Source organism: Streptomyces sp. UC4497 (assembly GCF_054871485.1).
Map to the genome: position 1 here is coordinate 22,829 of NZ_JBTYHB010000051.1, position 19,898 is coordinate 42,726.

The 19,898-nt window shown below is 69.8% G+C and carries 20 protein-coding genes and 2 riboswitches; of the genes, 7 read left to right on the forward strand and 13 right to left on the reverse strand.

Going from position 1 to position 19,898, the window contains the following annotated elements:
• Positions 1-12 precede the first annotated feature (12 nt).
• The 4 genes from ACYSUO_RS39215 to ACYSUO_RS39230 all read right to left on the reverse strand — a co-directional run bounded on the left by ACYSUO_RS39215 (position 13) and on the right by ACYSUO_RS39230 (position 3,847).
• On the reverse strand, positions 13-1,017 hold the full coding sequence (locus ACYSUO_RS39215; RefSeq protein ID WP_327661497.1) for an ABC transporter permease: 1,005 nt from the start codon (positions 1,015-1,017) through the stop codon (positions 13-15).
• 334 nt (positions 1,018-1,351) lie between these two features.
• Positions 1,352-2,149 carry an enhanced serine sensitivity protein SseB C-terminal domain-containing protein gene (locus ACYSUO_RS39220; RefSeq protein ID WP_461780984.1) on the reverse strand — a complete coding sequence of 266 codons (798 nt, stop codon included), beginning with the start codon at positions 2,147-2,149 and terminating at the stop codon, positions 1,352-1,354.
• A gap of 128 nt (positions 2,150-2,277) precedes the next feature.
• On the reverse strand, positions 2,278-3,102 hold the full coding sequence (locus tag ACYSUO_RS39225; RefSeq protein ID WP_461780985.1) for an enhanced serine sensitivity protein SseB: 825 nt from the start codon (positions 3,100-3,102) through the stop codon (positions 2,278-2,280).
• Positions 3,103-3,229: 127 nt separating this feature from the next.
• A complete protein-coding gene (locus tag ACYSUO_RS39230; RefSeq protein WP_461781013.1) occupies positions 3,230-3,847 on the reverse strand; it encodes an AAA family ATPase in 618 nt (205 codons plus the stop codon).
• A gap of 160 nt (positions 3,848-4,007) precedes the next feature.
• A riboswitch (glycine riboswitch) is annotated at positions 4,008-4,117 on the forward strand.
• Positions 4,118-4,219: riboswitch (glycine riboswitch) on the forward strand.
• Between the two features lie 55 nt (positions 4,220-4,274).
• Here ACYSUO_RS39230 and gcvT point away from each other — a divergent pair.
• The 5 genes from gcvT (at position 4,275) to ACYSUO_RS39255 (ending at position 10,661) form a co-directional block, all read left to right on the forward strand.
• Positions 4,275-5,390 (forward strand): glycine cleavage system aminomethyltransferase GcvT, encoded by a 1,116-nt coding sequence (gene gcvT / locus ACYSUO_RS39235; RefSeq protein WP_461780986.1) that lies wholly within the window; start codon positions 4,275-4,277, stop codon positions 5,388-5,390.
• Between the two features lie 54 nt (positions 5,391-5,444).
• Positions 5,445-5,822 (forward strand): glycine cleavage system protein GcvH, encoded by a 378-nt coding sequence (gene gcvH, locus ACYSUO_RS39240; RefSeq protein ID WP_266714318.1) that lies wholly within the window; start codon positions 5,445-5,447, stop codon positions 5,820-5,822.
• An 8-nt stretch (positions 5,823-5,830) separates the two neighbouring features.
• Positions 5,831-7,093, forward strand: a complete 1,263-nt coding sequence (glyA, locus tag ACYSUO_RS39245) for a serine hydroxymethyltransferase (RefSeq protein WP_461780987.1) — start codon at positions 5,831-5,833, stop codon at positions 7,091-7,093.
• 160 nt (positions 7,094-7,253) lie between these two features.
• A complete protein-coding gene (locus ACYSUO_RS39250) occupies positions 7,254-8,633 on the forward strand; it encodes an L-serine ammonia-lyase (RefSeq protein ID WP_461781014.1) in 1,380 nt (459 codons plus the stop codon).
• A gap of 150 nt (positions 8,634-8,783) precedes the next feature.
• Positions 8,784-10,661 (forward strand): FHA domain-containing protein, encoded by a 1,878-nt coding sequence (locus ACYSUO_RS39255; RefSeq protein WP_461780988.1) that lies wholly within the window; start codon positions 8,784-8,786, stop codon positions 10,659-10,661.
• 40 nt (positions 10,662-10,701) lie between these two features.
• On the opposite strand, the gene ACYSUO_RS39260 is transcribed toward ACYSUO_RS39255, so the two are convergent.
• The 3 genes from ACYSUO_RS39260 to ACYSUO_RS39270 form a co-directional block, all read right to left on the reverse strand.
• The gene (locus ACYSUO_RS39260; protein ID WP_461780989.1) at positions 10,702-11,700 is read right to left on the reverse strand and encodes a L,D-transpeptidase; all 999 of its coding nucleotides are present in this window, start codon (positions 11,698-11,700) and stop codon (positions 10,702-10,704) included.
• 121 nt (positions 11,701-11,821) lie between these two features.
• A complete protein-coding gene (locus tag ACYSUO_RS39265) occupies positions 11,822-12,166 on the reverse strand; it encodes a DoxX family protein (RefSeq protein WP_461780990.1) in 345 nt (114 codons plus the stop codon).
• Positions 12,167-12,188: 22 nt separating this feature from the next.
• Positions 12,189-12,983: an endonuclease domain-containing protein gene (locus ACYSUO_RS39270; protein WP_461780991.1), complete on the reverse strand. Its 795-nt coding sequence runs from the start codon at positions 12,981-12,983 to the stop codon at positions 12,189-12,191.
• Positions 12,984-13,097: 114 nt separating this feature from the next.
• Between ACYSUO_RS39270 and ACYSUO_RS39275 the strand changes: the two genes are divergently transcribed.
• Positions 13,098-13,652 (forward strand): glycoside hydrolase family 25 protein, encoded by a 555-nt coding sequence (locus ACYSUO_RS39275; protein ID WP_461780992.1) that lies wholly within the window; start codon positions 13,098-13,100, stop codon positions 13,650-13,652.
• Between the two features lie 13 nt (positions 13,653-13,665).
• On the opposite strand, the gene ACYSUO_RS39280 is transcribed toward ACYSUO_RS39275, so the two are convergent.
• Both ACYSUO_RS39280 and ACYSUO_RS39285 read right to left on the reverse strand, forming a co-directional pair.
• On the reverse strand, positions 13,666-14,367 hold the full coding sequence (locus ACYSUO_RS39280) for an NADPH-dependent F420 reductase (RefSeq protein WP_461780993.1): 702 nt from the start codon (positions 14,365-14,367) through the stop codon (positions 13,666-13,668).
• A 73-nt stretch (positions 14,368-14,440) separates the two neighbouring features.
• Positions 14,441-15,145 carry a FadR/GntR family transcriptional regulator gene (locus ACYSUO_RS39285; protein ID WP_461780994.1) on the reverse strand — a complete coding sequence of 235 codons (705 nt, stop codon included), beginning with the start codon at positions 15,143-15,145 and terminating at the stop codon, positions 14,441-14,443.
• 187 nt (positions 15,146-15,332) lie between these two features.
• Here ACYSUO_RS39285 and leuA point away from each other — a divergent pair, with 187 nt between their 5' ends.
• On the forward strand, positions 15,333-17,033 hold the full coding sequence (leuA, locus tag ACYSUO_RS39290) for a 2-isopropylmalate synthase (RefSeq protein ID WP_461780995.1): 1,701 nt from the start codon (positions 15,333-15,335) through the stop codon (positions 17,031-17,033).
• 54 nt (positions 17,034-17,087) lie between these two features.
• On the opposite strand, the gene ACYSUO_RS39295 is transcribed toward leuA, so the two are convergent.
• The 4 genes from ACYSUO_RS39295 to ACYSUO_RS39310 form a co-directional block, all read right to left on the reverse strand.
• A complete protein-coding gene (locus ACYSUO_RS39295) occupies positions 17,088-17,300 on the reverse strand; it encodes an EF-hand domain-containing protein (protein ID WP_327661508.1) in 213 nt (70 codons plus the stop codon).
• Between the two features lie 46 nt (positions 17,301-17,346).
• A complete protein-coding gene (locus ACYSUO_RS39300) occupies positions 17,347-18,261 on the reverse strand; it encodes a MerR family transcriptional regulator (protein WP_461780996.1) in 915 nt (304 codons plus the stop codon).
• A gap of 72 nt (positions 18,262-18,333) precedes the next feature.
• Entirely contained in the window at positions 18,334-18,837 is a 504-nt protein-coding gene (locus ACYSUO_RS39305; protein WP_323179586.1) for an ATP-binding protein, read from the reverse strand.
• Positions 18,838-19,130: 293 nt separating this feature from the next.
• Positions 19,131-19,898, reverse strand: a complete 768-nt coding sequence (locus ACYSUO_RS39310) for an enoyl-CoA hydratase/isomerase family protein (RefSeq protein WP_461780997.1) — start codon at positions 19,896-19,898, stop codon at positions 19,131-19,133.

Consider the following 19,898-nt stretch of genomic DNA (forward strand, 5'->3'; position numbering starts at 1 on the left):
ACTTGTACGGCGCTACCGGGTGCCCTTGGGATCAAGAGCGTCGCGCAGCCCGTCGCCGAAGAGGTTGAACGCGAGAACGGTGATGAAGATCGTGACACCCGGGACGATCATGAACATCGGGTCGTGTTCGTACGTCTCCAGGGCGTCGCGGAGCATGCCGCCCCAGGAGGCCGTGGGCGGCCTGACACCCGCACCGAGGAAGCTGAGCGCCGCCTCCGTGAGGATGTTGGTCGGGATCATCAGCGTCATGTAGACGACGATCGGCGCGACCAGGTTCGGCAGCAGTTCGCGGAACAGGATGTGCCGCTTGCCACCACCCAACGACCGTGCCGCTTCCACGTATTCACGCTCCCGCAGGGAGAGCGTCTGCCCTCGGACGATGCGTCCGATGTACGGCCAGCCGAAGAAGCCGATGACCATGACGAGGACGGCGATGCGCACCCCGCTGCCGGTCAGGCCGAGCAGGTCGTCCGGGAGCACCGAGACCAGGGAGATGATGAAGAGCAGCTGCGGGAACGAGAGCAGCACGTCCATCACACGGCTGATCACCGTGTCGACCCAGCCGCCGAAGTAGCCGGCCATGATGCCGAACAGCGTGCCCAGCACCGTCGCGACGATCGCCGCGAGGAATGCCACGAGCAGCGAGATCCGGGCGCCGTAGACGATGCGGCTGAAGACGTCGCGGCCCTTGTTCGGCTCGATGCCGAGCAGGAAGTCGCTGCTCATACCGCCGAGCGCGCCCTGGGGCAGGTTCGTCAGCGGGTCGAGCTTGTCCTGGTGGAACTCGTTCGGCGGGTGGCCGAGCAGGCTGACGATGAGCGGCGCGAAGACCGCGACCAGGACGAGGAGCACGACAACGATGCCACCGCCGAGGGCGACCTTGTCGCGCTTGAGCCGGTTCCAGGCGATCTGCTTGAGCGACCGTCCCTCGACCTTGCGACCTCCGTCGTCCTTGGCAGGCTCGACCGGTGCGCTCGGAACCGCTTCCGCGCTCGTGTCGTGCAATGGTGCCGTCATCGTGGCAGGGACCCCTCTCAACCGGCGGTGACCGGCCCGCACTTGCCGCTGTGGCGGCGTGGTTCAGTCCGTCGTACACAGAGGCGAAGCCCCCTTGTTGCGGGAGTCTTCAACCTGGGCGCGATCTGTTGCCAGACTTGACGGCGAAAGGATGCCTAAACGTGATGCTGGCTGGGGTGTTCCGTTATCCGGACTGCCGTGAACGGGAGGCGGACACGGGGCAGTTGGGGTTGAACCGGACATGTTGCGGTCAGTCGCCGACTGGGCCGAAAAGCTGCCGCCAAACGCCGGACGGGCTGGAATTATCCAGCCCGTCCGGCGTTTGAGGACATCTTTAGAACGTCGCGCCGTACGGCGGCGGATACCCGTACCCACCCCCGGCGGGAGCCGCCGGTGCCGCGTGCGCCTCACGGTCGTAGAACGGCCGCGCCTGCCGCAGCCACATCGCCACCGGGTCGTACTCGTCCGACATCGCCACGGTGGACACCGGAAGCCCCTCCGGGACCGCCGGGATGGACTGCTGCATCATCGCCCGCACCGCGTCCACGGACGCCGGAGACGTGTCGTAGACGTCCAGGCCGATGGCGAGATAGGGCGCACCCAGCGTCGGCTGGACCCAGGCGCGGCGCAGCGAGCGGATCGCCGTCGTCCGGTGCGCGTTCTGCGTCAGAACTGCGTAGAACTGGGGGATTTCGATCGTCGGCTCGGAGAGCCGCAGCGGGCCCGCCGGCTGCCGGTCGAGGCCGCCCGCGATACGGCGCAGGTCGAGCCACGGGATGCCGACGCCGCCACCCGGCGCGTGCGGGTTCAGCCAGAGCCCGTAGTGGTCCGGGTAGAGCGTGCGCGCCGCGTCGACCCCGCTCACCACCTCGTACGCCCGCGACCAGCCGGAGGCGGAGAGCTCCTGGGCGGAGGTGACGCACGGGGCGTACGAGAAGCCGTCCACGTCCATGTTCCCGTACTGGGCGTCCGGGGAGCCGGCCTGGCCGTGCCAGAGCAGCATCCAGACCTGCCCGGCCGCAGGGTCGGCGAGGGCCTTGAGGAGCGCCTCGTACGCGTCGTAGCGTCCCGGCGTCACCTGGCGCAGCATGTGCTCGACCTGTCCGGCCGCGGCCGTGCCCGACGCACTCACCCGTAACCGCCCCTTCGGCTCTTCAAATACGTCCGTGCTTCCACACGTGGCCGGAAAGCGAAGCGCCGTCCGGTCACGTCATGAAACCAGCTTAAGCGGCGATACTGACACCGACTTGACGGACGCCGTCACCCTTCTCGTACGTAGAACGGCCGTACGTGTGTACGCAACCAGTCCGCGACGGGGTCCTGCGTCACGTCCAGGAACACCAGGTTGACCGCCCAGGCCACCGGCGCGCGACCCAGCGCCCGCCCCAGCGCGTCCAGCGGAAGGTCCCCCGCGCCGCTCGGGGCGCCCACGGACTGCGACAGCTCCACGCCGATGAACAGGGACGGCTCGGCGTCCTCCACCGTCGCGAGGCAGCGCCGGGCGCTCAGCACCGTGCCGAGCCCGTCGAACTCCTCGCGCACCGCGGCCAGGAAGTCCATGGGGTCGACCTGCCAGTCGGGCTCGCTCAGCACCACGCGGCCACCCGTCGCCGGGCCGTCCAGCGGCGTGCGACCACTGCGGGCCAGCTCGGCGACGGCCGGCGGCGGCAGCGGTACGCCGACCGTGCCGTCCGGGTTCACGGCGATGCCGACCTGCGGCGGAAGCCCGCGCGCGAACTCCACGGCCGGGGCCACCGTGCAGTCCATGCGGCCGCCGGTGACCGCCATGAACTGCTGCTCGGAGCTGAACACGGGGACGTAGGCCTGGCCCGCGATCTCCAGGCTCGGCAGATCGAGGTCCCTGCTGGCGTTCGAACCGCCCCTGGGCAGCGGTATCCACACATGGCTGCGGCCGAGCACCTCGACGATCCGGCCACCCGCCGAAGACCCCGCCTCCTGGCCGAGCGCCGCGGCGAGGACCTGCTCCAACTCGTTGGCGGGCCAGCCCTGCGCGGGGTGGGCGTAGCCGCCCTCGTGCCCCTGGGCGTGACCGTGACCCGGCTCCTGGGTGCCTGGGAACTCCATGACTGCCATCAACCTCTGCTGTTCTGCCCGCTGCTGTGCCCGCCCGACCTTAACTCGTACACACAAGGGGACACGGTGCGGTTACTTCCGCTTACCGGGCCGGCCGCTTACCGGGCGGGCCCCCGCGTCAGTCGCCGAACGTGATCCCTCCCAGCGCCTCCATCGCCGCCCGGTCGAGCAGCACCGCCGACTCCATCCCGACCGGCAGGTCCCCGCGCTCCGTCGAGCTGACGAGCGCGCCCACCGCACGGCGGTGCCGGGCGAAGGCGTACCGGGACACCCCGCGGCCGCGGTCCCGCTGCCCTTCGAGGGCCGTGTCCGCCGGTACGTCGAGCAGCATCAGGTGGACGGCGACCCCGCGCCGCCGCGCCGTGCGGATCACCCAGCGGCGCACCCACGCCTGCGTACCGCAGTCGTGCACGACGACGCTCACGCCCGAGCGCATCGCCCGGCGCAGCCCCACGTAGTGCGCGACGCGGACCAGCGGGCGGTACAGCGCGTACGGCAGGTAGCGCGGCATGCGCGCGGCCCAGCGCTCGCGGGTGTCCTGCGAATCGATCCGGATCTCCGTGACGGCCCGCCGCATCAGCGTCGACTTGCCGCTGCCCGGCAGGCCCGAGAGCACGACGAGGTCGCCCGCCGCGAACGCGAGCCTTCGTGGTGTGTGACCACGGCGGCCGCGCAGGTCCCGCACCGAGCGCTGGCCGGGGATCACCCCTGCCACCACCGGCGCCGAAGCCGACACCGCATAAGCCCCCGCCACTGCCTTGTGCACCGTGATCGTCCTCCCCGCTGCGGTCACGTCACCCTTGCCCCTCAAGTGTAAAGAGAAGGTAATGCCCCTCAAGGGGTTTCCCTGTCGGACGGGCATGCAATGATGTGCCCGCAACTGCATACCGGCCGCTTGAATCCGCGCGGGAGAGTTCCGGGTACCGAGTCGTATCGACGAGTTCCCGGACGCCGAAGGAGCAAGTTCCTCCCTTGAATCTCTCAGGCCCCGTACCGCGCGGGCGAGGCAGATCTGAAAAGTGGGGCGCCTTTGTGACACGGCGCCCCCACCCAAGGTGCAAGCCCCCTCGGGGCGAACCTCTCAGGTTCCGATGACAGATGGGGAGGACGTCTCGTACGCGAGACCCCGCCATCGCCGTCATGCCCCTGGGAGCAGACCAGCTATGACCCGCACCACCGCACTGGACGCCCTGCACCGTTCGCTCGGCGCGACCATGACCGACTTCGCCGGCTGGGACATGCCGCTGCGCTACGCCAGCGAGCGCGACGAGCACAACGCCGTGCGCACGCGGGCCGGCCTCTTCGACCTCTCCCACATGGGCGAGATCACGGTGTCCGGGCCCGAGGCCGTGGACCTGCTCAACCACGCCCTCGTCGGCAACATCGGCTCCGTCGGCGCCGGCCGCGCCCGCTACACGATGATCTGCCGCGAGGACGGCGGGATCCTCGACGACCTGATCGTGTACCGGCTCGGCGAGACCGAGTACATGGTCGTCGCCAACGCGGGCAACGCGCAGGTCGTGCTCGACGCCCTGACCGAGCGCGCCGCCGGCTTCGACGCCGAGGTCCGCGACGACCACGACGCGTACGCGCTGCTCGCGGTGCAGGGCCCGACCTCGGCCGCGATCGTGAAGTCCGTCACGGACGCGGACCTGGACGGCCTGAAGTACTACGCGGGTCTGCCCGGCACCGTCGCCGGTGTCGAGGCGCTCATCGCGCGCACCGGCTACACCGGAGAGGACGGCTTCGAGCTGTTCGTCTCCCCCGCCGACGCCGAGAAGCTGTGGCAGGCGCTGACCGAGGCGGGCGCCGAGTACGGCCTCGTCCCCTGCGGCCTGTCCTGCCGGGACACGCTGCGCCTGGAGGCGGGCATGCCGCTGTACGGGCACGAGCTGACGACCGACCTCACGCCCTTCGACGCCGGCCTCGGCCGCGTCGTGAAGTTCGAGAAGACCTCGCACGGGGACAACTTCGTGGGCCACGACGCGCTGGTCGCCGCCGCCGAGCGCGCCGAGGCCAACCCGCCCCGCAAGCTCGTCGGCCTCATCGCCGAGGGCCGCCGCGTCCCGCGCGCCGGGATGTCCGTCGTCGTCGACGGCAAGGTGATCGGCGAGGTCACCTCCGGCGCCCCGTCCCCGACGCTCGGCAAGCCGATCGCGATCGCGTACGTGGACCCCGCGCACGCCGAGGCGGGTACGGCGGGTGTCGGAGTCGACATCCGCGGCAAGCACGAGCCGTACGAGGTCGTGGCCCTGCCGTTCTACAAGCGCCAGAAGTAGCGCACGCTCCCCCTCTGTCACCAGCACCTTCCCGCGTACAGGAGAATTCGCATCATGAGCAACCCCCAGCAGCTGCGTTACAGCAAGGAGCACGAGTGGCTCTCGGCCGTCGAGGACGGCGTCGCCACGATCGGCATCACGGAGCACGCCGCGAACGCGCTCGGTGACATCGTGTTCGTCCAGCTCCCCGAGGTCGGTGACACCGTGACCGCGGGCGAGACCTGTGGCGAGCTCGAGTCGACCAAGTCGGTCTCCGACCTGTACTCCCCCGTCAACGGCGAGGTGACCGAGATCAACCAGGACGTCGTCGACGACCCGGCCCTGGTCAACTCGGCCCCGTTCGAGGGCGGCTGGCTGTTCAAGGTCCGGCTGGCCGACGAGCCGAAGGACCTGCTCTCCGCCGACGAGTACACCGAGTTCTCCGGGAGCTGACCCCACCGATGTCCGTACTGAACGAATCCCTGCACGAGCTCGACCCCGAGGTCGCCGTCGCGGTCGACGCCGAGCTGAAGCGCCAGCAGTCGACCCTCGAAATGATCGCGTCGGAGAACTTCGCTCCGGCCGCCGTCATGGAGGCCCAGGGCTCGGTCCTCACCAACAAGTACGCGGAGGGCTACCCCGGCCGCCGCTACTACGGCGGCTGCGAGCACGTCGACGTCACCGAGCAGATCGCGATCGACCGCGTGAAGGCGCTCTTCGGCGCCGAGTACGCGAACGTGCAGCCGCACTCCGGCGCCTCCGCGAACCAGGCCGCCCTCTTCGCCATCGCCAAGCCGGGCGACACGATCCTCGGCCTGGACCTGGCGCACGGCGGCCACCTCACGCACGGCATGCGCCTGAACTTCTCCGGCAAGCAGTTCAACGTGGTCCCGTACCACGTGGACGACGCCGGCCTGGTCGACATGGCCGAGGTCGAGCGGCTCGCCAAGGAGCACCGCCCAAAGGTGATCATCGCCGGCTGGTCCGCGTACCCGCGCCAGCTGGACTTCGCCGAGTTCCGTCGCATCGCCGACGAGGTCGAGGCGTACCTGTGGGTCGACATGGCGCACTTCGCGGGCCTCGTGGCCGCGGGCCTGCACCCCAACCCGGTCCCGTACGCCGACGTCGTCACGTCCACGACGCACAAGACGCTCGGCGGCCCGCGCGGCGGCATCATCCTCGCCCGCAACAAGGACTTCGCGAAGAAGCTCAACTCGGCTGTCTTCCCGGGCTTCCAGGGCGGTCCCCTCGAGCACGTGATCGCGGCCAAGGCCGTCTCCTTCAAGGTCGCCGCTTCGGAGGACTTCAAGGAGCGTCAGGCCCGCACGATCGAGGGCGCCCAGATCCTCGCCGAGCGTCTGACGACCCCGGAGTCGCGGGAAGCGGGCGTCAACGTCCTGTCCGGCGGCACCGACGTGCACCTGGTCCTCGTCGACCTGCGCGACTCGGAGCTCGACGGCCAGCAGGCCGAGGACCGGCTCCACGAGGTCGGCATCACGGTCAACCGCAACGCGGTCCCGAACGACCCGCGCCCGCCGATGGTCACCTCCGGCCTGCGGATCGGCACCCCGGCCCTCGCCACCCGCGGCTTCCAGGCCGAGGACTTCCGCGAGGTCGCCGACGTGATCGCGCTCGCGCTCCAGCCGTCCTACGACGCGGAGGCGCTCAAGGCCCGGGTGACCGCTCTGGCCGATAAGCACCCGCTGTACCCCGGCCTGAAGTAATTCGGCCCGGATTACGTACCCTTTCGTAGGTACGTCCTGTCGGGGCACCGCGCACACTGGAACAAGCAGTCATCAGTGAGCGCGGTGCCCCGTTCCATGCACAGCCACCATGCACAGCCCGGCAGACAACGGCGTCTACCACCACCTTTGGAGTTCCACCGTGGCCATCTCGGTCTTCGACCTGTTCTCGATCGGCATCGGCCCGTCCAGCTCGCACACGGTCGGCCCGATGCGCGCGGCCCGCATGTTCGCGCGGCGCCTGAAGAACGAGGGCCTGCTGGCCCACACCTCCTCCGTCCACGCCGAGCTGTACGGCTCGCTCGGCGCGACCGGGCACGGGCACGGCACCCCGAAGGCGGTGCTGCTCGGCCTTGAAGGCGACTCCCCGCGCACCGTCGACGTGGAGAAGGCTGACGAGCGCGTCGCGACGATCAAGGAAACGGGACGCCTCAACCTGCTCGGCGCGCACGAGATCCCGTTCTCGTACGACGACGATCTCGTCCTGCACCGCCGCAAGGCCCTCCCGTACCACGCGAACGGCATGACGCTGTGGGCCTACGGTGACGAGGCCTCCGGGCGCAAGGAGCTGCTCACCAAGACGTACTACTCGGTGGGCGGCGGCTTCGTCGTCGACGAGGACGCTGTCGAGGGCGAGAACCCGATCGTCCCCGACGACACCGCCCTCAAGTACCCCTTCCGCACCGGCGACGAGCTGCTCCGCCTCGCGCAGGAGACCGGCCTGTCCATCCCGGCGCTGATGCTGGAGAACGAGAAGGCCTGGCGCACGGAGGACGAGATCCGCGAGGGTCTCCTGGACATCTGGCGCGTCATGCAGTCCTGCGTCTCCCGCGGCATGTCGCACGAGGGCATCCTGCCCGGCGGCCTCAAGGTCCGCCGCCGCGCGGCGAGTTCGGCCCGCAAGCTGCGCGCCGAGGGCGACCCCGTGGCCCACGCCATGGAGTGGATCACCCTCTACGCGATGGCCGTGAACGAGGAGAACGCGGCCGGAGGCCGGGTCGTCACCGCCCCGACGAACGGCGCGGCCGGCATCATCCCGGCGGTCCTCCACTACTACGTGAACTTCATCCCCGGCGCCGACGAGAACGGCGTGATCCGCCTCCTCCTCACCGCGGGCGCCATCGGCATGCTCTTCAAGGAGAACGCCTCCATCTCCGGCGCCGAGGTCGGCTGCCAGGGCGAGGTCGGCTCCGCCTGCTCGATGGCGGCGGGCGCCCTCGCCGAGGCGCTCGGCGGCTCCCCCGAGCAGGTGGAGAACGCGGCCGAGATCGGCATGGAGCACAACCTCGGCCTGACCTGCGACCCCGTCGGCGGCCTCGTCCAGATCCCCTGCATCGAGCGCAACGGCATGGCGGCGGTCAAGGCCGTCACGGCGGCCAAGATGGCGCTGCGCGGCGACGGCTCGCACAAGGTGTCCCTCGACAAGGTCATCAAGACGATGCGGGACACCGGCGCGGACATGAGCGTCAAGTACAAGGAGACGGCGCGCGGCGGACTCGCGGTGAACATCATCGAGTGCTGAGGCCGCCTCCTCGGGGTCGGCCGGTTCGCGCGCCAGGGGGTTCCCGAATCCGTCGACGCCTCTAGTTTTGACGTACGGGCAGGGCGGTCGGGATCCGGCCGCCCTCGCTGCACGGTCCTGGCTCGTTGGATGAATGGAATCCGAGGACTCATGCCCCCTGAGATAGTCAGCCGTCAAGGTTCCCTGGCCGGAGAGCGGTTCGGCATCGGAGCGAAGCCCCTCACGTTCGGCCGCAAGTCCGCGAACGACGTGGTGATCCGCGACGTGAGCATCTCGCGCTTCCACGCCGAGGTACGCCGCGAGGGCCACGGATTCATGCTCTACGACCTGGGAAGCAGCAACGGGACATACGTCAACGGGGAGCGCATGACCTCCCACGTACTCCAGCCCGACGACGTCATCACGATCGGCGAGGAGACGTTCTCCTTCGAGGCGGCCGGGCCCATGGAGACCATCATGGACCTCTCCGTCCTGGAGGCCCTCACGCCGCCTCCCGCCGAGCAGCCGGTCCCCGTACTCAAGGTGACCGTGTCGGGCGGCGGCCCCGTGGGGCTCGCCTTCGCCCTGCTCCTGGAGTCCCTGCTCGGCCCCCGGGCCGCCGTCACGATCTACGACGGCCGCTGGACCCGGGCCGGGGACAGGGTCGTCTGGAAGGACGCGACACAGGGCAACGTGCGGCGCATGCAGGTCGTCACGGTGCAGAGCCGCCAGTACCTCGGCCTTCCCCAGGAGGTCCAGGACCGGCTGTTCAAGGACGGCGCGTACAGCGAGATGTGGCCGGCGGGCCCGGACTCGATCCGCGGTCACCAGCCCCGCAACATCCGGATCTCCTACGTGGAGGACACCCTCCTGGAGTTGGCCAACGAGAAGCCGGACCGCATCCGCCTCGTGCCGGAACGGTTCGACCCGGCCGAGCACGAGAAGAGCGCCGCCGCGGACCATGTACTCGCCATCTGCGAGGGGGGCCGCTCCCGGACCCGCGAGCACTTCGCCGAGAAGTTCGGCCGGGCCGACACGTCCATCTACTCGCTGGAAGGCGCGCACCTCCAGGACGTGGTGCTCGGCCTGAGGGTGAAGTCGGGGCTGTCGGATCCGATGTCCGTGCTGCTCACCGTGGCGCAGAACCGGTTCCTCCTCAACTCCCTGCGCGGTGAGGGCTTCCTCAACATGCGGCTCACCGACGAGGAGGCGAAGGAGGTCGTGGGGATCGACCCCGTCCGGCAGGTGTTCGAGGAGTGCATCGCCTCGCGCCCGTGCGTGATGAACCGGAGCGAGGACGGCGACTTCCTCTGCGACACCCACAGCACCCTGTTCCTGCCCGCCCTGCTCAAGGGGTCGGCGCTGTGGAAGCGGGTCAAGGAGGGGCTCGCGCTGTTCGCCGTGCCCGAGTCCGACCTGAGCGCCGTCACCGCCTTCCGCCTCGACATGGTGCAGCGCCCGCGGTTCACCGCGCGGCTGCACCCCAAGACGGTCTCGGGACCGGGCACGTACGGATTCCTGCTCGGGGACGCCGCCAACGCCATCCACTTCTGGCCGGGCCGCGGCCTCAACAGCGGCTGGGGATCGGCCATTTCGCTCGCCCGGTCACTCAGCGGAACCTGGCGGGGGCGGCCGCTGCGCGATGCCGACTTCGTACGCCACGAGGCGGCCATGTCGATGCTCCAGTACCGGCACAAGAGCCGCGCCTGGAACTCGATGATCACCACGGACGAGCAAGGGGTGACCCGGGCCATCAAGGACAAGATCCGGCAGAGCATCGCGGAGGCCGCGGAGCGCACGCCGGACCGGCAGGCCGACCTCGACGCCCTCATGGATCAGCTCCGCGCGATCCGCGACCGGCTGGCGCCGCGGATTCCCGGACTGCCCGACGACGCGACGCTCCTGGAGCACCTGGACACGCTGAACGGCCAGACCTTGTACACCCTGGTGCACAGCGGCGCCTGGGACACCCAGATCGTCGGCGGCGAGGAGGTCGACATCGACATCTTCTATCCCGCGGAACGGCTGGACCCGCTCCTGGTGAGCTGAGCGGCCGGCCCACCAGGGCACCGGACGGCGCCCGCCCGACTCACAGGGCGGCGCTCGTCCCCTGCCCCGACGCACTCCCCTCGAGCCACTGGTCCCAGCTCAGGTTGAAGGCCGCGTAGCCGTTGTCCGCCGGGGCCTTGGCGCGCGGGGAGCCGGTGATGGTGATCGGGTCGCCCTGCTTGACCTGCTCGTAGAACCACTTGGCGTCGGACATCGACAGGTGCACGCAGCCGTGCGAGCCGCGGGCGCTGCCGCTGCCCGGGTTCGGGTCGCCGGTCGAGTAGTGGACGTAGGTGCCGGACTGGGTGAGGTGGACGTCCCAGGGCAGCGTCAGGTCGTAATAGTTGGGGCTGCCCTTGTCGCAGCTGATGCCGACGCTGCAGGAGGTCATGTGGACCTTCTTCTGCTTGTCGATGACGGCCATCGTGCCGTTCCAGGTCGGGTACTCGGCGCTGCCCGCGTTGATCGAGAGCGTGCGCACGGCCTTGCCGTCCTTCGTCACCTTCAGGGTGTGGCCGCTGACGGAGACGTCGGCGCGCACATCGTCGCCGACCTTGAAGGTGTGGGTGTAGCCGTGCACGCCGTAGCGCCCGTTGCCGTTGCTGACGCCCTTCATGTCGGCGTCGACCTTCACCTTCGTACCGGAGGGCCAGTACGTCTTGGGCCGCCAGTCGGCGCGCCTGTCGCCGAACCAGTGCCAGGCGCCCTTCACCGGCGTCGACGTACTCACCTTCATGTGCTTCTCGACGGATTCCCGCGCCTTCGCCGCCACCGGGTTGGTGAACACCACGGAGACCGGCATGGCCACGCCGACCGTGGCACCGGACTGCGGGGTGATGGTGTCCAGGAGCATCGGCGGCCCCTTGGGCTTCGCCGGCGACGGCGACGCACTCGACTTCTTGTCCGCCTTCCCGTCACCCCCGCTCGCCTTGTCACTGCCGCCGCCCCCGCCGCAGGCACTCGCACCCACCAGCACCGCGACCGTCACGAGCGAGATTCCTATAACGCTGCCCTTGCGCCGTCCCACGAACTGCCCCACTTCTCCGTCACCGCGTACCCCGTAGCGGGGGCCGCCTCCCTGTGAGACAGCTCGGCGGGGCACGTCAGTTGCGTACCCGCGTGCAAAGCGTGTTCCAAGCTTGCGGCAGCTCATGCGCGTACTAGACAGTGATCCGCAGCACCAGGGCGGCGACGGCGAGCACGAAGCAGAAGCCCCACGGCCCGAGGTACCGGTCGCCCACGCGGACGTGCGCGCCCAGCGCCCCCACGAAGTACAGGACGAGCCCGACGCCCGCCGCGACCCCCAGCGCCGGCACCACGAACCCGGCGAGCAGCCCCAGCGCCCCGGCCCCGAGCGCCGTCCCGAGCCACGGAATCCACGCGTACGGCACCCCCAGCTTGTCGGCCTGCGCCTTCGGATAGGAGTGCCCGGCGAGATTGGCGACGGCCGCGGACCCGTAGACGACGGCGGCGAGGACGGTGACGACGACGTAGACCGTGAACATGGTGTGCTCCTTCGAGGAGGGTTCACCAAACGGACGGACCACCCTGCGGAAACGTGACATCGGCGGGCCTCGGACCAGGGCCGCCTCTCGCCGCGTCGCGATACTGCTGAGCAGGCGGGCGAGTCACGTAGCGGTTCAGTACGTCATACGTGCGCAGGTGGGATGGCAGGGCCTCGTACCAGGCGAGTCCGTAGGCATTGCAGTTCGAGCAGACGAGGCCTCGGACACACGCTCCACAACTGCGGCGACCCTTGCAGCAGGCATGGTCGTGGTCGATGTGGAAAGCACGCGTACCCACCACCTCGGTCGATTCGCAGATCGCGCACCGTTTCCCCTGGTACGCCCAGAGTTGATCCACGAAATCGCGTGTGAGGTTGTAGTGGCTCAGCCGGACCCGTTCGGCGTTGCACGCCTTGCAGTACGCCCTCGGGTAGCCCGAGACCTGGTCCGTGGAAAACTCCCCGACAGGCTTGACTTCGCCGCACGCCAGGCAATCGGTCATTCCCTGCGCAAGTGCGGTCTCAAGCGACCCTATGGATCTTCTCCGGCGCAGCGGCGCCAACGGCTTACCTGCGATGTCCTGCTGATAGTGCCCATTGCAGAGCCCTCTTGCGATCAACGCCCTGTCGCAACCGTCGAACAGGCAACCGCGACGGGGCGCCGGGGACCTGCCAGGCCCGAGGGCCGTGAAGGGCTTTCCTTTCTGGGTCTGCCGGTAGTGCCCCATGCACAGCTCTCGTGTCAGCCGGAATTGATCCGAGGATCGGGCGCACGCCCACCCATCTCCCTCGGCGCGGCATACGGTCACCTGTTTCATATTCGCATTAACGGTCTAAGTTGAATCTGGTTACTCCATCCGAGTTCCGCCCGTGCCCCCGATCAGGAAAGATGAAGGTTCGGCCTCGTCGCCCCACCGACCAGGAGGACCCGCATGCTGCGCGGAATCGATGTGAGTTCGCACCAGTCCACGTTCGACACGGACGGACTGTCCTTTGTCTTCATCAAGGCCACGGAGGGGCGTTCGTATGTCAATCCGCGCCTTGCCGCCCAGACGAAGCGCGCCCGTGACGCCGACTGCGTCGTGGGCTTCTACCACTTCCTGTGGCCAGGGAACCTGAAGGCGCAGGCCGAGTACTTCGTCAGCAAGTCCCCCGAGAAGGTCGGGGACTTGCTGGCAGTGGACTGGGAGACCACCGGCGAGGGCACCCACGCGAGCAACGCGGAGAAGGACAAGTTCATCCGCGAGGTGAAGCGGCTGCGGCCGAACCACCGGGTGCTGCTCTATTGCAACAGAAATTATTGGCTCACCAAGGATTCCACCTCGTACGCCGGCGACGGGCTCTGGATCGCCGACTACGTCAGTGCCGGGAAGCCCCGCATCCAGGCGGACTGGGTGATCCACCAGTACACCGACAGCCCACTCGACAAGAACATCGCCGACTTCGAGAGCAAGAACGCCATGAAGGAGTGGGCGGGCGGCGTCTGACGGGAGTCGGTGGTCAGGCCCGCCACTCCGCCGTGCGCTCCGGGGACGCCGCGTCCAGCGCCTTGCGCACCGCCGCCGCGTCGGACGCGAGGCCGTAGACGGGGGTGCCGGGCTGCTGGCGCCAGGACTCGTCCTGGCCGCCGGCGTCCACGGCGTCGAAGCCGATCTCGTCGAGCAGCGCCGCGACGACCTGCTTCGCGGCCGCGTCGTCGCTCGCGATGGGCAGGGAGACGCGCTGCGGGTCGCCGGACGGGCGGGGCTTGTCGAGGATGTCGTGGGCGTAGGTGCCGTTGAAGACCTTGACCACCTGGTGGCCGAGCTGGCGCTCCGTCCAGCGGCTCTCGGTCAGGCCCTCGTCCTCGATCCCGGCGATCTTCCCGTCGCGCTGCTGCGGGTAGTAGTTGCCGGTGTCGATGACGGCGACGTCGGGGGCCGCCGTGTCCAGGAGGCCCTTGGGCAGGTTCGGCACGGCCTTGAGCGGGATCGTGACGACCACGACCTGCGCGTCGCGCACCGCGTCCTCGATCGTGGCGGGCGTCGCGCCGGTCTCCTCGGCCAGTGCGGTCAGGGTGTGGGGGCCGCGGGAGTTCGCGACGTGGACGTCGTGGCCGACGGTGGTGAGGCGCCGGGTGAGGTTGCCACCGATGTTGCCCGCGCCGATGATGCCGATCTTCATGTCGTGCCCTTGCCCTTCGGGGTCAGCGGATTCACGCACGTATCTACGTGGACTGCGAACCGGGAGGTCCCGCGGGCTATTCCCAGACCGCCGCCAAACGGGCCAATCGGGCTCACTCGGCCTCCCGCTCGACCAACTTCCCCTGCATGACCGTCAGTTCGTCACGCGCCGCACGCCCCGCCGCCTCCGCGTCCCCCGAAGCCACCGCCTCCACCAGGTCCGCGTGCGCCGCGTCCCCGTGGTCCTGCTCGGCCTGCTGTACGTCGACCAGCGCGAGGAGGTCGACCAGGGCCTCACGCAGGGCCGGGGCGAACTCGGCGAAGAGGTCGGTGAGGACCGGGTTGCGGGCGGCCGCGACGACGGTGGCGTGCAGCGCGATGTCGGCGTCCACGAACGCGCCGCCGGGGCCGCCCGCCGCGGCCCTGCGCGCGTCGAGCGCGGCCCGCATCGCGGCGACGTCCTCGTCCGTACGCCGCTCGGCCGCGAGCCGCGCGGCCTGGATCTCCAGGAGCGTACGGACTTCGTAGACGTCGGCGACCGCCGCGCGGCGCAGTCGGGTAGGCCAGTCCTCGACCGGGCGCAGCGCCGTGACGAAGACGCCCGCGCCCTGCTTCGGCCGCAGCATCCCCTGGCCCGTGAGCGCGCGCAGGGCCTCGCGGACCGTGGAGCGGCCGACGCCGAGGTCCTTGGCCAGGGTGGTCTCGCCGGGCAGGCGGGTGCCGAGGGGCCAGGCGCCGTCGGCGATCTGTGCGCGCAGCCGTTCTGCGGCCTGTTCGACGAGCGGGCTGGGACGGAGGGGGCCGGCCGACGACGACACGGGATCACCAACTTGTCTGAGGAGTACTTGTCTGAGGACCTGAGGTGTGGCTAGTCTAGCGGGCATGTTCCGCGGACTCCTTCTTCTCGGCTGCCGCGGCGGGGCCTGACGCGACCGGCACCCCGCCGCGGGGTGCCGTGCTGCCGGTCGTCCCCGCACGACCGAGCCGAGGAAGGCCTCAGCCACCATGTACCGCTGGAATCCGCAGACCCCGGGCCCGATGCCGTATCACCGCTACCGGCCCGATCACGAGCGCGTCAACATCCCTTCCATTGACCGGAGTTGGCCGTCTAAGCGGCTGACCGAGGCGCCGCTGTGGGTGCCCGTCGATCTGCGCGACGGCAATCAGGCGCTCGCCGAGCCGATGGACACCGCCCGCAAGCGCCGCTTCTTCGATCTGCTGGTGGGGATGGGCTTCAAGGAGATCGAGGTCGGCTATCCGTCGGCGAGCCGGACGGACTTCGACTTCGTACGTCACCTGGTCGAGCAGGTCGCGGCGGGCGCCGTGCCCGAGGACGTCACGCCCGTCGTCTTCACCCCCGCCAAGCCCGACCTGATCGAGCGGACCTTCGAATCCATCGAGGGGCTGCCGCGCGCCGTAGTGCACCTCTACATCCCCACCTCCCCCACCTGGCGCGACGTCGTGCTCGGCATGACGCGGGCCGAGATCCGGCGCACCGTCCGCGAGGCCGCCGCGCACATGGCCCGCCTCGCCGACGCCCGCCCGGACGCGCACATCCGCTTCCAGTTCGCCCCGGAGACCTTCAACCTCACCGAGCCGGACTTCGCGCTGGAGGTCTGCAACGGCCTGACCGAGCTGTGGGACGCGAGCCCCGACCGCCCGGTGACCCACAATCTGCCGACGACCGTCGAGATCTCGACGCCGAACGTGCACGCCGACCAGATCGAGTACATGCACCGCCACCTCGCCCGCCGCGAGTCCGTCATCCTCTCCGTGCACCCGCACAACGACCGCGGCACCGGCGTCGCCTGCGCCGAACTCGCGGTCCTGGCAGGGGCGCAGCGGGTGGAGGGCTGCCTGTTCGGCAACGGCGAGCGGACGGGGAACGTCGATCTCGTCACCCTCGCCATGAACCTGTACGCGCAGGGCGTCGACCCGATGATCGACTTCTCGGACATCGACGCGGTGCGCGAGACGGTCGAGTTCTGCAACCGGCTGCCGGTGCACCCCCGGCACCCGTACGGCGGTGAACTCGTCTACACCGCCTTCTCCGGCACCCACCAGGACGCCATCTCCAAGGGCTTCGCGCACCGTGCCGCGCACCCGGACGAGCCGTGGAACGTGCCGTATCTGCCGATCGACCCGGCCGATGTGGGGCGTACGTACGAGGCCGTGATCCGCGTCAACTCGCAGTCGGGGAAGGGCGGGATGGCGTATCTGCTGAAGGAGCACCACGGTGTCGACCTGCCGCGGGCGCTGCGGCCCGAGTACGCGCGGCTCGTGCAGGAGGCCACCGACGACAGCGGCCGCGAGGCGGAGCCGGACGAGCTGTACGCCCTGTTCCGCTCGGCCTATCTGGACGTCACGGGTCCCGTGGCGCTCGCCGACGGCTGGTCGGCGCGGCAGGACGGCGCCGTGCACCGCTTCGCGTGCACGCTCGAAGTCGACGGCGAGGAAAGGGAGTTGGAGGGCAAGGGCAACGGCCCGCTGGCGGCCTTCGCGGACGCGCTCGCGGCGGCCGGCCTGGACGTGGACGTCCTGGACTACACCCAGCACGCGCTGACGGCGGGGCGGGAGGCGGAGACCGTCGCGTTCGCGCAACTCCGGGTCGGCGGGGTGCCGGTGTGGGGCGCGGGCCGTGACACGTCGGTGCTGGCCGCTTCCGTACGGGCGGTGCTGTCGGCGGTGAACAGGGCCGCGGTGTGAGACGCCGGTGGGGCGGGCGCCGCGCGCCCGCCCCACCGGACCCTCGGGCTACTTCTACTTGTTCAGGTTCGCCCAGAACTCGTCGAACGAGAGCTGCTTGTCCCCGTTGGCGTCCTGCCCGGAGATGAGCACCTCGGCCACCGAGTCCGTGACGTTGAAGTCGCCCATCTGCGCCATGGCGCTCTTGTACTCGGCCGCCGTGATGAAGCCGTCGCCGTCCGCGTCGAAGCGATCGAACGCCTTGCGTGCTTCCTCGATGTCCGCCACCGGGTCACCCCTCGATTTTCGTAATGCCGTATTGACGGGGGTCAGATTATCCGGAGGCGTGCGCGCGCAGTGCGGCGAGTACCCAGGCGAACTCCTCGCGGTGCGGGTGCTCGGGGGCGCCGCCCTTCAGGACGACGAGCAGTTCCCGGTAGCGGGCCACCTTGTCGTTCATCGTGGCGAGCAGCCGGTCGAGGACGGCGGACCGGTCGGCGTCGCCGAGCAGCTCCTGAAGCACCGGCTCGGCGGCGGGCGAGGCCGGGTCGATCCCGTCCCGCACCGCGTCGCCCGCGAGCGCGACCAGCTTCTGCAGGAACCGCATGGAGGAGCCGGCCGTGTCCTCGGGGGTGCGGTCCGCCGCGTTGTACTCGGTGGCCCGACGCATGCCCGCCTTGAGCTCGGGGTCCTGGAGCAGCTCGGCCAGCTCCACCCAGGCGTCGACCTGCTCGGGCGTCGGGTCGTCCGGCAGGCCCGCGCTCATGTTCCGCATCCGCTCCTGGACCGCCGGGTCGACGGTGTCCAGGCCGTGCAGCATCTCCTCGGCGAAGTCGTCCATGATCCGCTTGCGCTCGGCGGCGGACTGTCGTGCCAGCTTGTTCATCAGGGCCATCTCCTCGGCGCTCGAATTGCGTTTCGCGACGGTCGACAGCACGGCCCGGTTGAGCCGCAGCACCTGGATCTGCGCGTCGAGCGCCGCCACGTGCGCGGCGGCGACGGACGCGATGTCCCGGTCCCCGGAGAGGATCTTCCGTACGTCGTCCAGGCCGAGGCCCAGCTGGCGCAGGGTGCGGATCAGCTCCAGGCGGGCCACGGACTCGGCGTCGTAGAGCCGGTAGCCGCCCTCGCTGCGGGTCGCGGGGTGCAGGACACCCTCGTCGGACCAGAACCGGATGGTGCGCACCGTGAGGCCGGTGCGGCGTGCCAGCTGTCCGATCGTGAGCAGCTGCGGGCCGTCGTCGATCATGTCGAGGAGTCTGGGCCTTCCAGTGGGTGGAGACTCAAGCCCAGCGTACGAGGCCCGTGACCGGGGAGGGGGTCAGCGGTCGGCGACGCGCATCTCGAACCAGGTGGTCTTGCCGCGCGGCAGCAGGTCGACGCCCCAGCGGTCGGAGAGCTTGTCGACGAGGAAGAGGCCGCGCCCGGAGATGTCTAGCTCGTGCACCGGCATCAGGCAGGGCAGGCCGCGGGACGGGTCGCGCACCTCGATGCGGATCCAGCCGCGGCGGCGCAGCATACGCAGGCCGAAGTGGCGGGCGCCGGTGTGCCGCACCGCGTTGCCGACGAGCTCGGAGACGAGCAGGACGCCGTCCTCGGTCATTTTCGGGGAGAGGCCCCAGTGGCGCAGGACGACCACCTGCGCGAGCCGTCGTGCGGTCGCGGCCGACTCGGGGCGCGACGGCAGTGACACCTCCGCCTCGGCCGGATTTCCGAACAACTCCAGTGCCCTCAGAGCGTGTTCGTCCTCGACCGCGGGAGACCAGCGCGCCGCGGTCGCACTCCCGTGCCGCCGCGGTTGTTCCACACCCTCAAGCCCCGCCATGGCTCCATGATGAGGCCACGGAGCCCCCCGTGGGGCCGTTCCGACGGAATAAGCCCCCCGGAACGCTTCGTTCCGGAGGGCCGTTTAGGCATATGCCCTTGGCAGTACAGGGGTGTTCGCACCCGATCTGACCTGGGACGACTCCTCGCGCGAGGGTCGCCGTTGATCGTTTGCGGCCGAACGCGCTTAAGGTTCACTTAAGGTCCGGATAATGCTCCCCGAACGAGCGAACTGATCAACTCGGCTTGCCCGTAAGGCAATTGACGGGCCGTTCAGGGGCGCCCTGAACGCCGTCAGGCGAACTTCGCCTTCCCCGGGCCTTCTTCCACAAAGCTGCGCATCCCGGTCTCCCGGTCCTGCGTGGCGAACAGGCCTGCGAACCAATTGCGTTCGATCGCCAGGCCCGTGTCGAGGTCCGTCTCCAGGCCCGTGTCGATCGACTCCTTCGCCGCCCGCAGTGCGATCGCGGGTCCCTTGGCGAGCTGCCCCGCCCAGGCGTTCGCGGCGTCGAAGACCTCGGCCGCGGGGACCACCCGGTCGACGAGCCCGAGGGTGAGCGCCTCCTCGGCCCGCACCTGGCGGCCCGTGAAGATCAGGTCCTTGGCCTTGGACGGGCCGACGAGCCGGGACAGGCGCTGGGTGCCGCCGGCGCCGGGGATGAGGCCGAGCAGGATCTCCGGCTGCCCGAGCTTGGCGTTGTCGGCGGCGATGCGGAAGTCGGCGCACAGCGCCAGTTCGCAGCCGCCGCCGAGCGCGTAGCCGGTGACGGCGGCGACGACGGGCTTCGGGATGCGGGCGACGGCGGTGAACGAGTCCTGCAGTTCGCGGGAGCGCGCGACCATGGCCGCGTGGTCCATCTCCCGCATCTCCTTGATGTCCGCGCCGGCCGCGAACACCTTCTCGCTGCCGCGGATGACCACGGCCCGAATGTCGTCCCGGGTCGTGGCCTCCTCGGCGAGTTCCTTGATGCGGTCCTGGACGGCGATGTCCAGGGCGTTCATCGGGGGGCGGTCCAGGCGGATGGTCCCGACGCCGTCGGCTACTTCAAGGTGAACGGTCAT

Excerpts from the sequence above, each read along its gene's own strand:
- leuA (WP_461780995.1), top strand. The coding sequence starts at position 15,333 with ATGTACCGCTGGAATCCGCAGACCCCGGGCCCGATGCCGTATCACCGC.
- ACYSUO_RS39265 (WP_461780990.1), bottom strand. The coding sequence starts at position 12,166 with ATGTTCACGGTCTACGTCGTCGTCACCGTCCTCGCCGCCGTCGTCTAC.
- ACYSUO_RS39275 (WP_461780992.1), top strand. The coding sequence starts at position 13,098 with ATGCTGCGCGGAATCGATGTGAGTTCGCACCAGTCCACGTTCGACACG.
- gcvH (WP_266714318.1), top strand. The coding sequence starts at position 5,445 with ATGAGCAACCCCCAGCAGCTGCGTTACAGCAAGGAGCACGAGTGGCTC.
- gcvT (WP_461780986.1), top strand. The coding sequence starts at position 4,275 with ATGACCCGCACCACCGCACTGGACGCCCTGCACCGTTCGCTCGGCGCG.
- ACYSUO_RS39305 (WP_323179586.1), bottom strand. The coding sequence starts at position 18,837 with ATGGCGGGGCTTGAGGGTGTGGAACAACCGCGGCGGCACGGGAGTGCG.
- glyA (WP_461780987.1), top strand. The coding sequence starts at position 5,831 with ATGTCCGTACTGAACGAATCCCTGCACGAGCTCGACCCCGAGGTCGCC.
- ACYSUO_RS39225 (WP_461780985.1), bottom strand. The coding sequence starts at position 3,102 with ATGGAGTTCCCAGGCACCCAGGAGCCGGGTCACGGTCACGCCCAGGGG.
- ACYSUO_RS39310 (WP_461780997.1), bottom strand. The coding sequence starts at position 19,898 with ATGACCGTTCACCTTGAAGTAGCCGACGGCGTCGGGACCATCCGCCTG.
- ACYSUO_RS39300 (WP_461780996.1), bottom strand. The coding sequence starts at position 18,261 with ATGATCGACGACGGCCCGCAGCTGCTCACGATCGGACAGCTGGCACGC.
- ACYSUO_RS39255 (WP_461780988.1), top strand. The coding sequence starts at position 8,784 with ATGCCCCCTGAGATAGTCAGCCGTCAAGGTTCCCTGGCCGGAGAGCGG.
- ACYSUO_RS39215 (WP_327661497.1), bottom strand. The coding sequence starts at position 1,017 with ATGACGGCACCATTGCACGACACGAGCGCGGAAGCGGTTCCGAGCGCA.
- ACYSUO_RS39270 (WP_461780991.1), bottom strand. The coding sequence starts at position 12,983 with ATGAAACAGGTGACCGTATGCCGCGCCGAGGGAGATGGGTGGGCGTGC.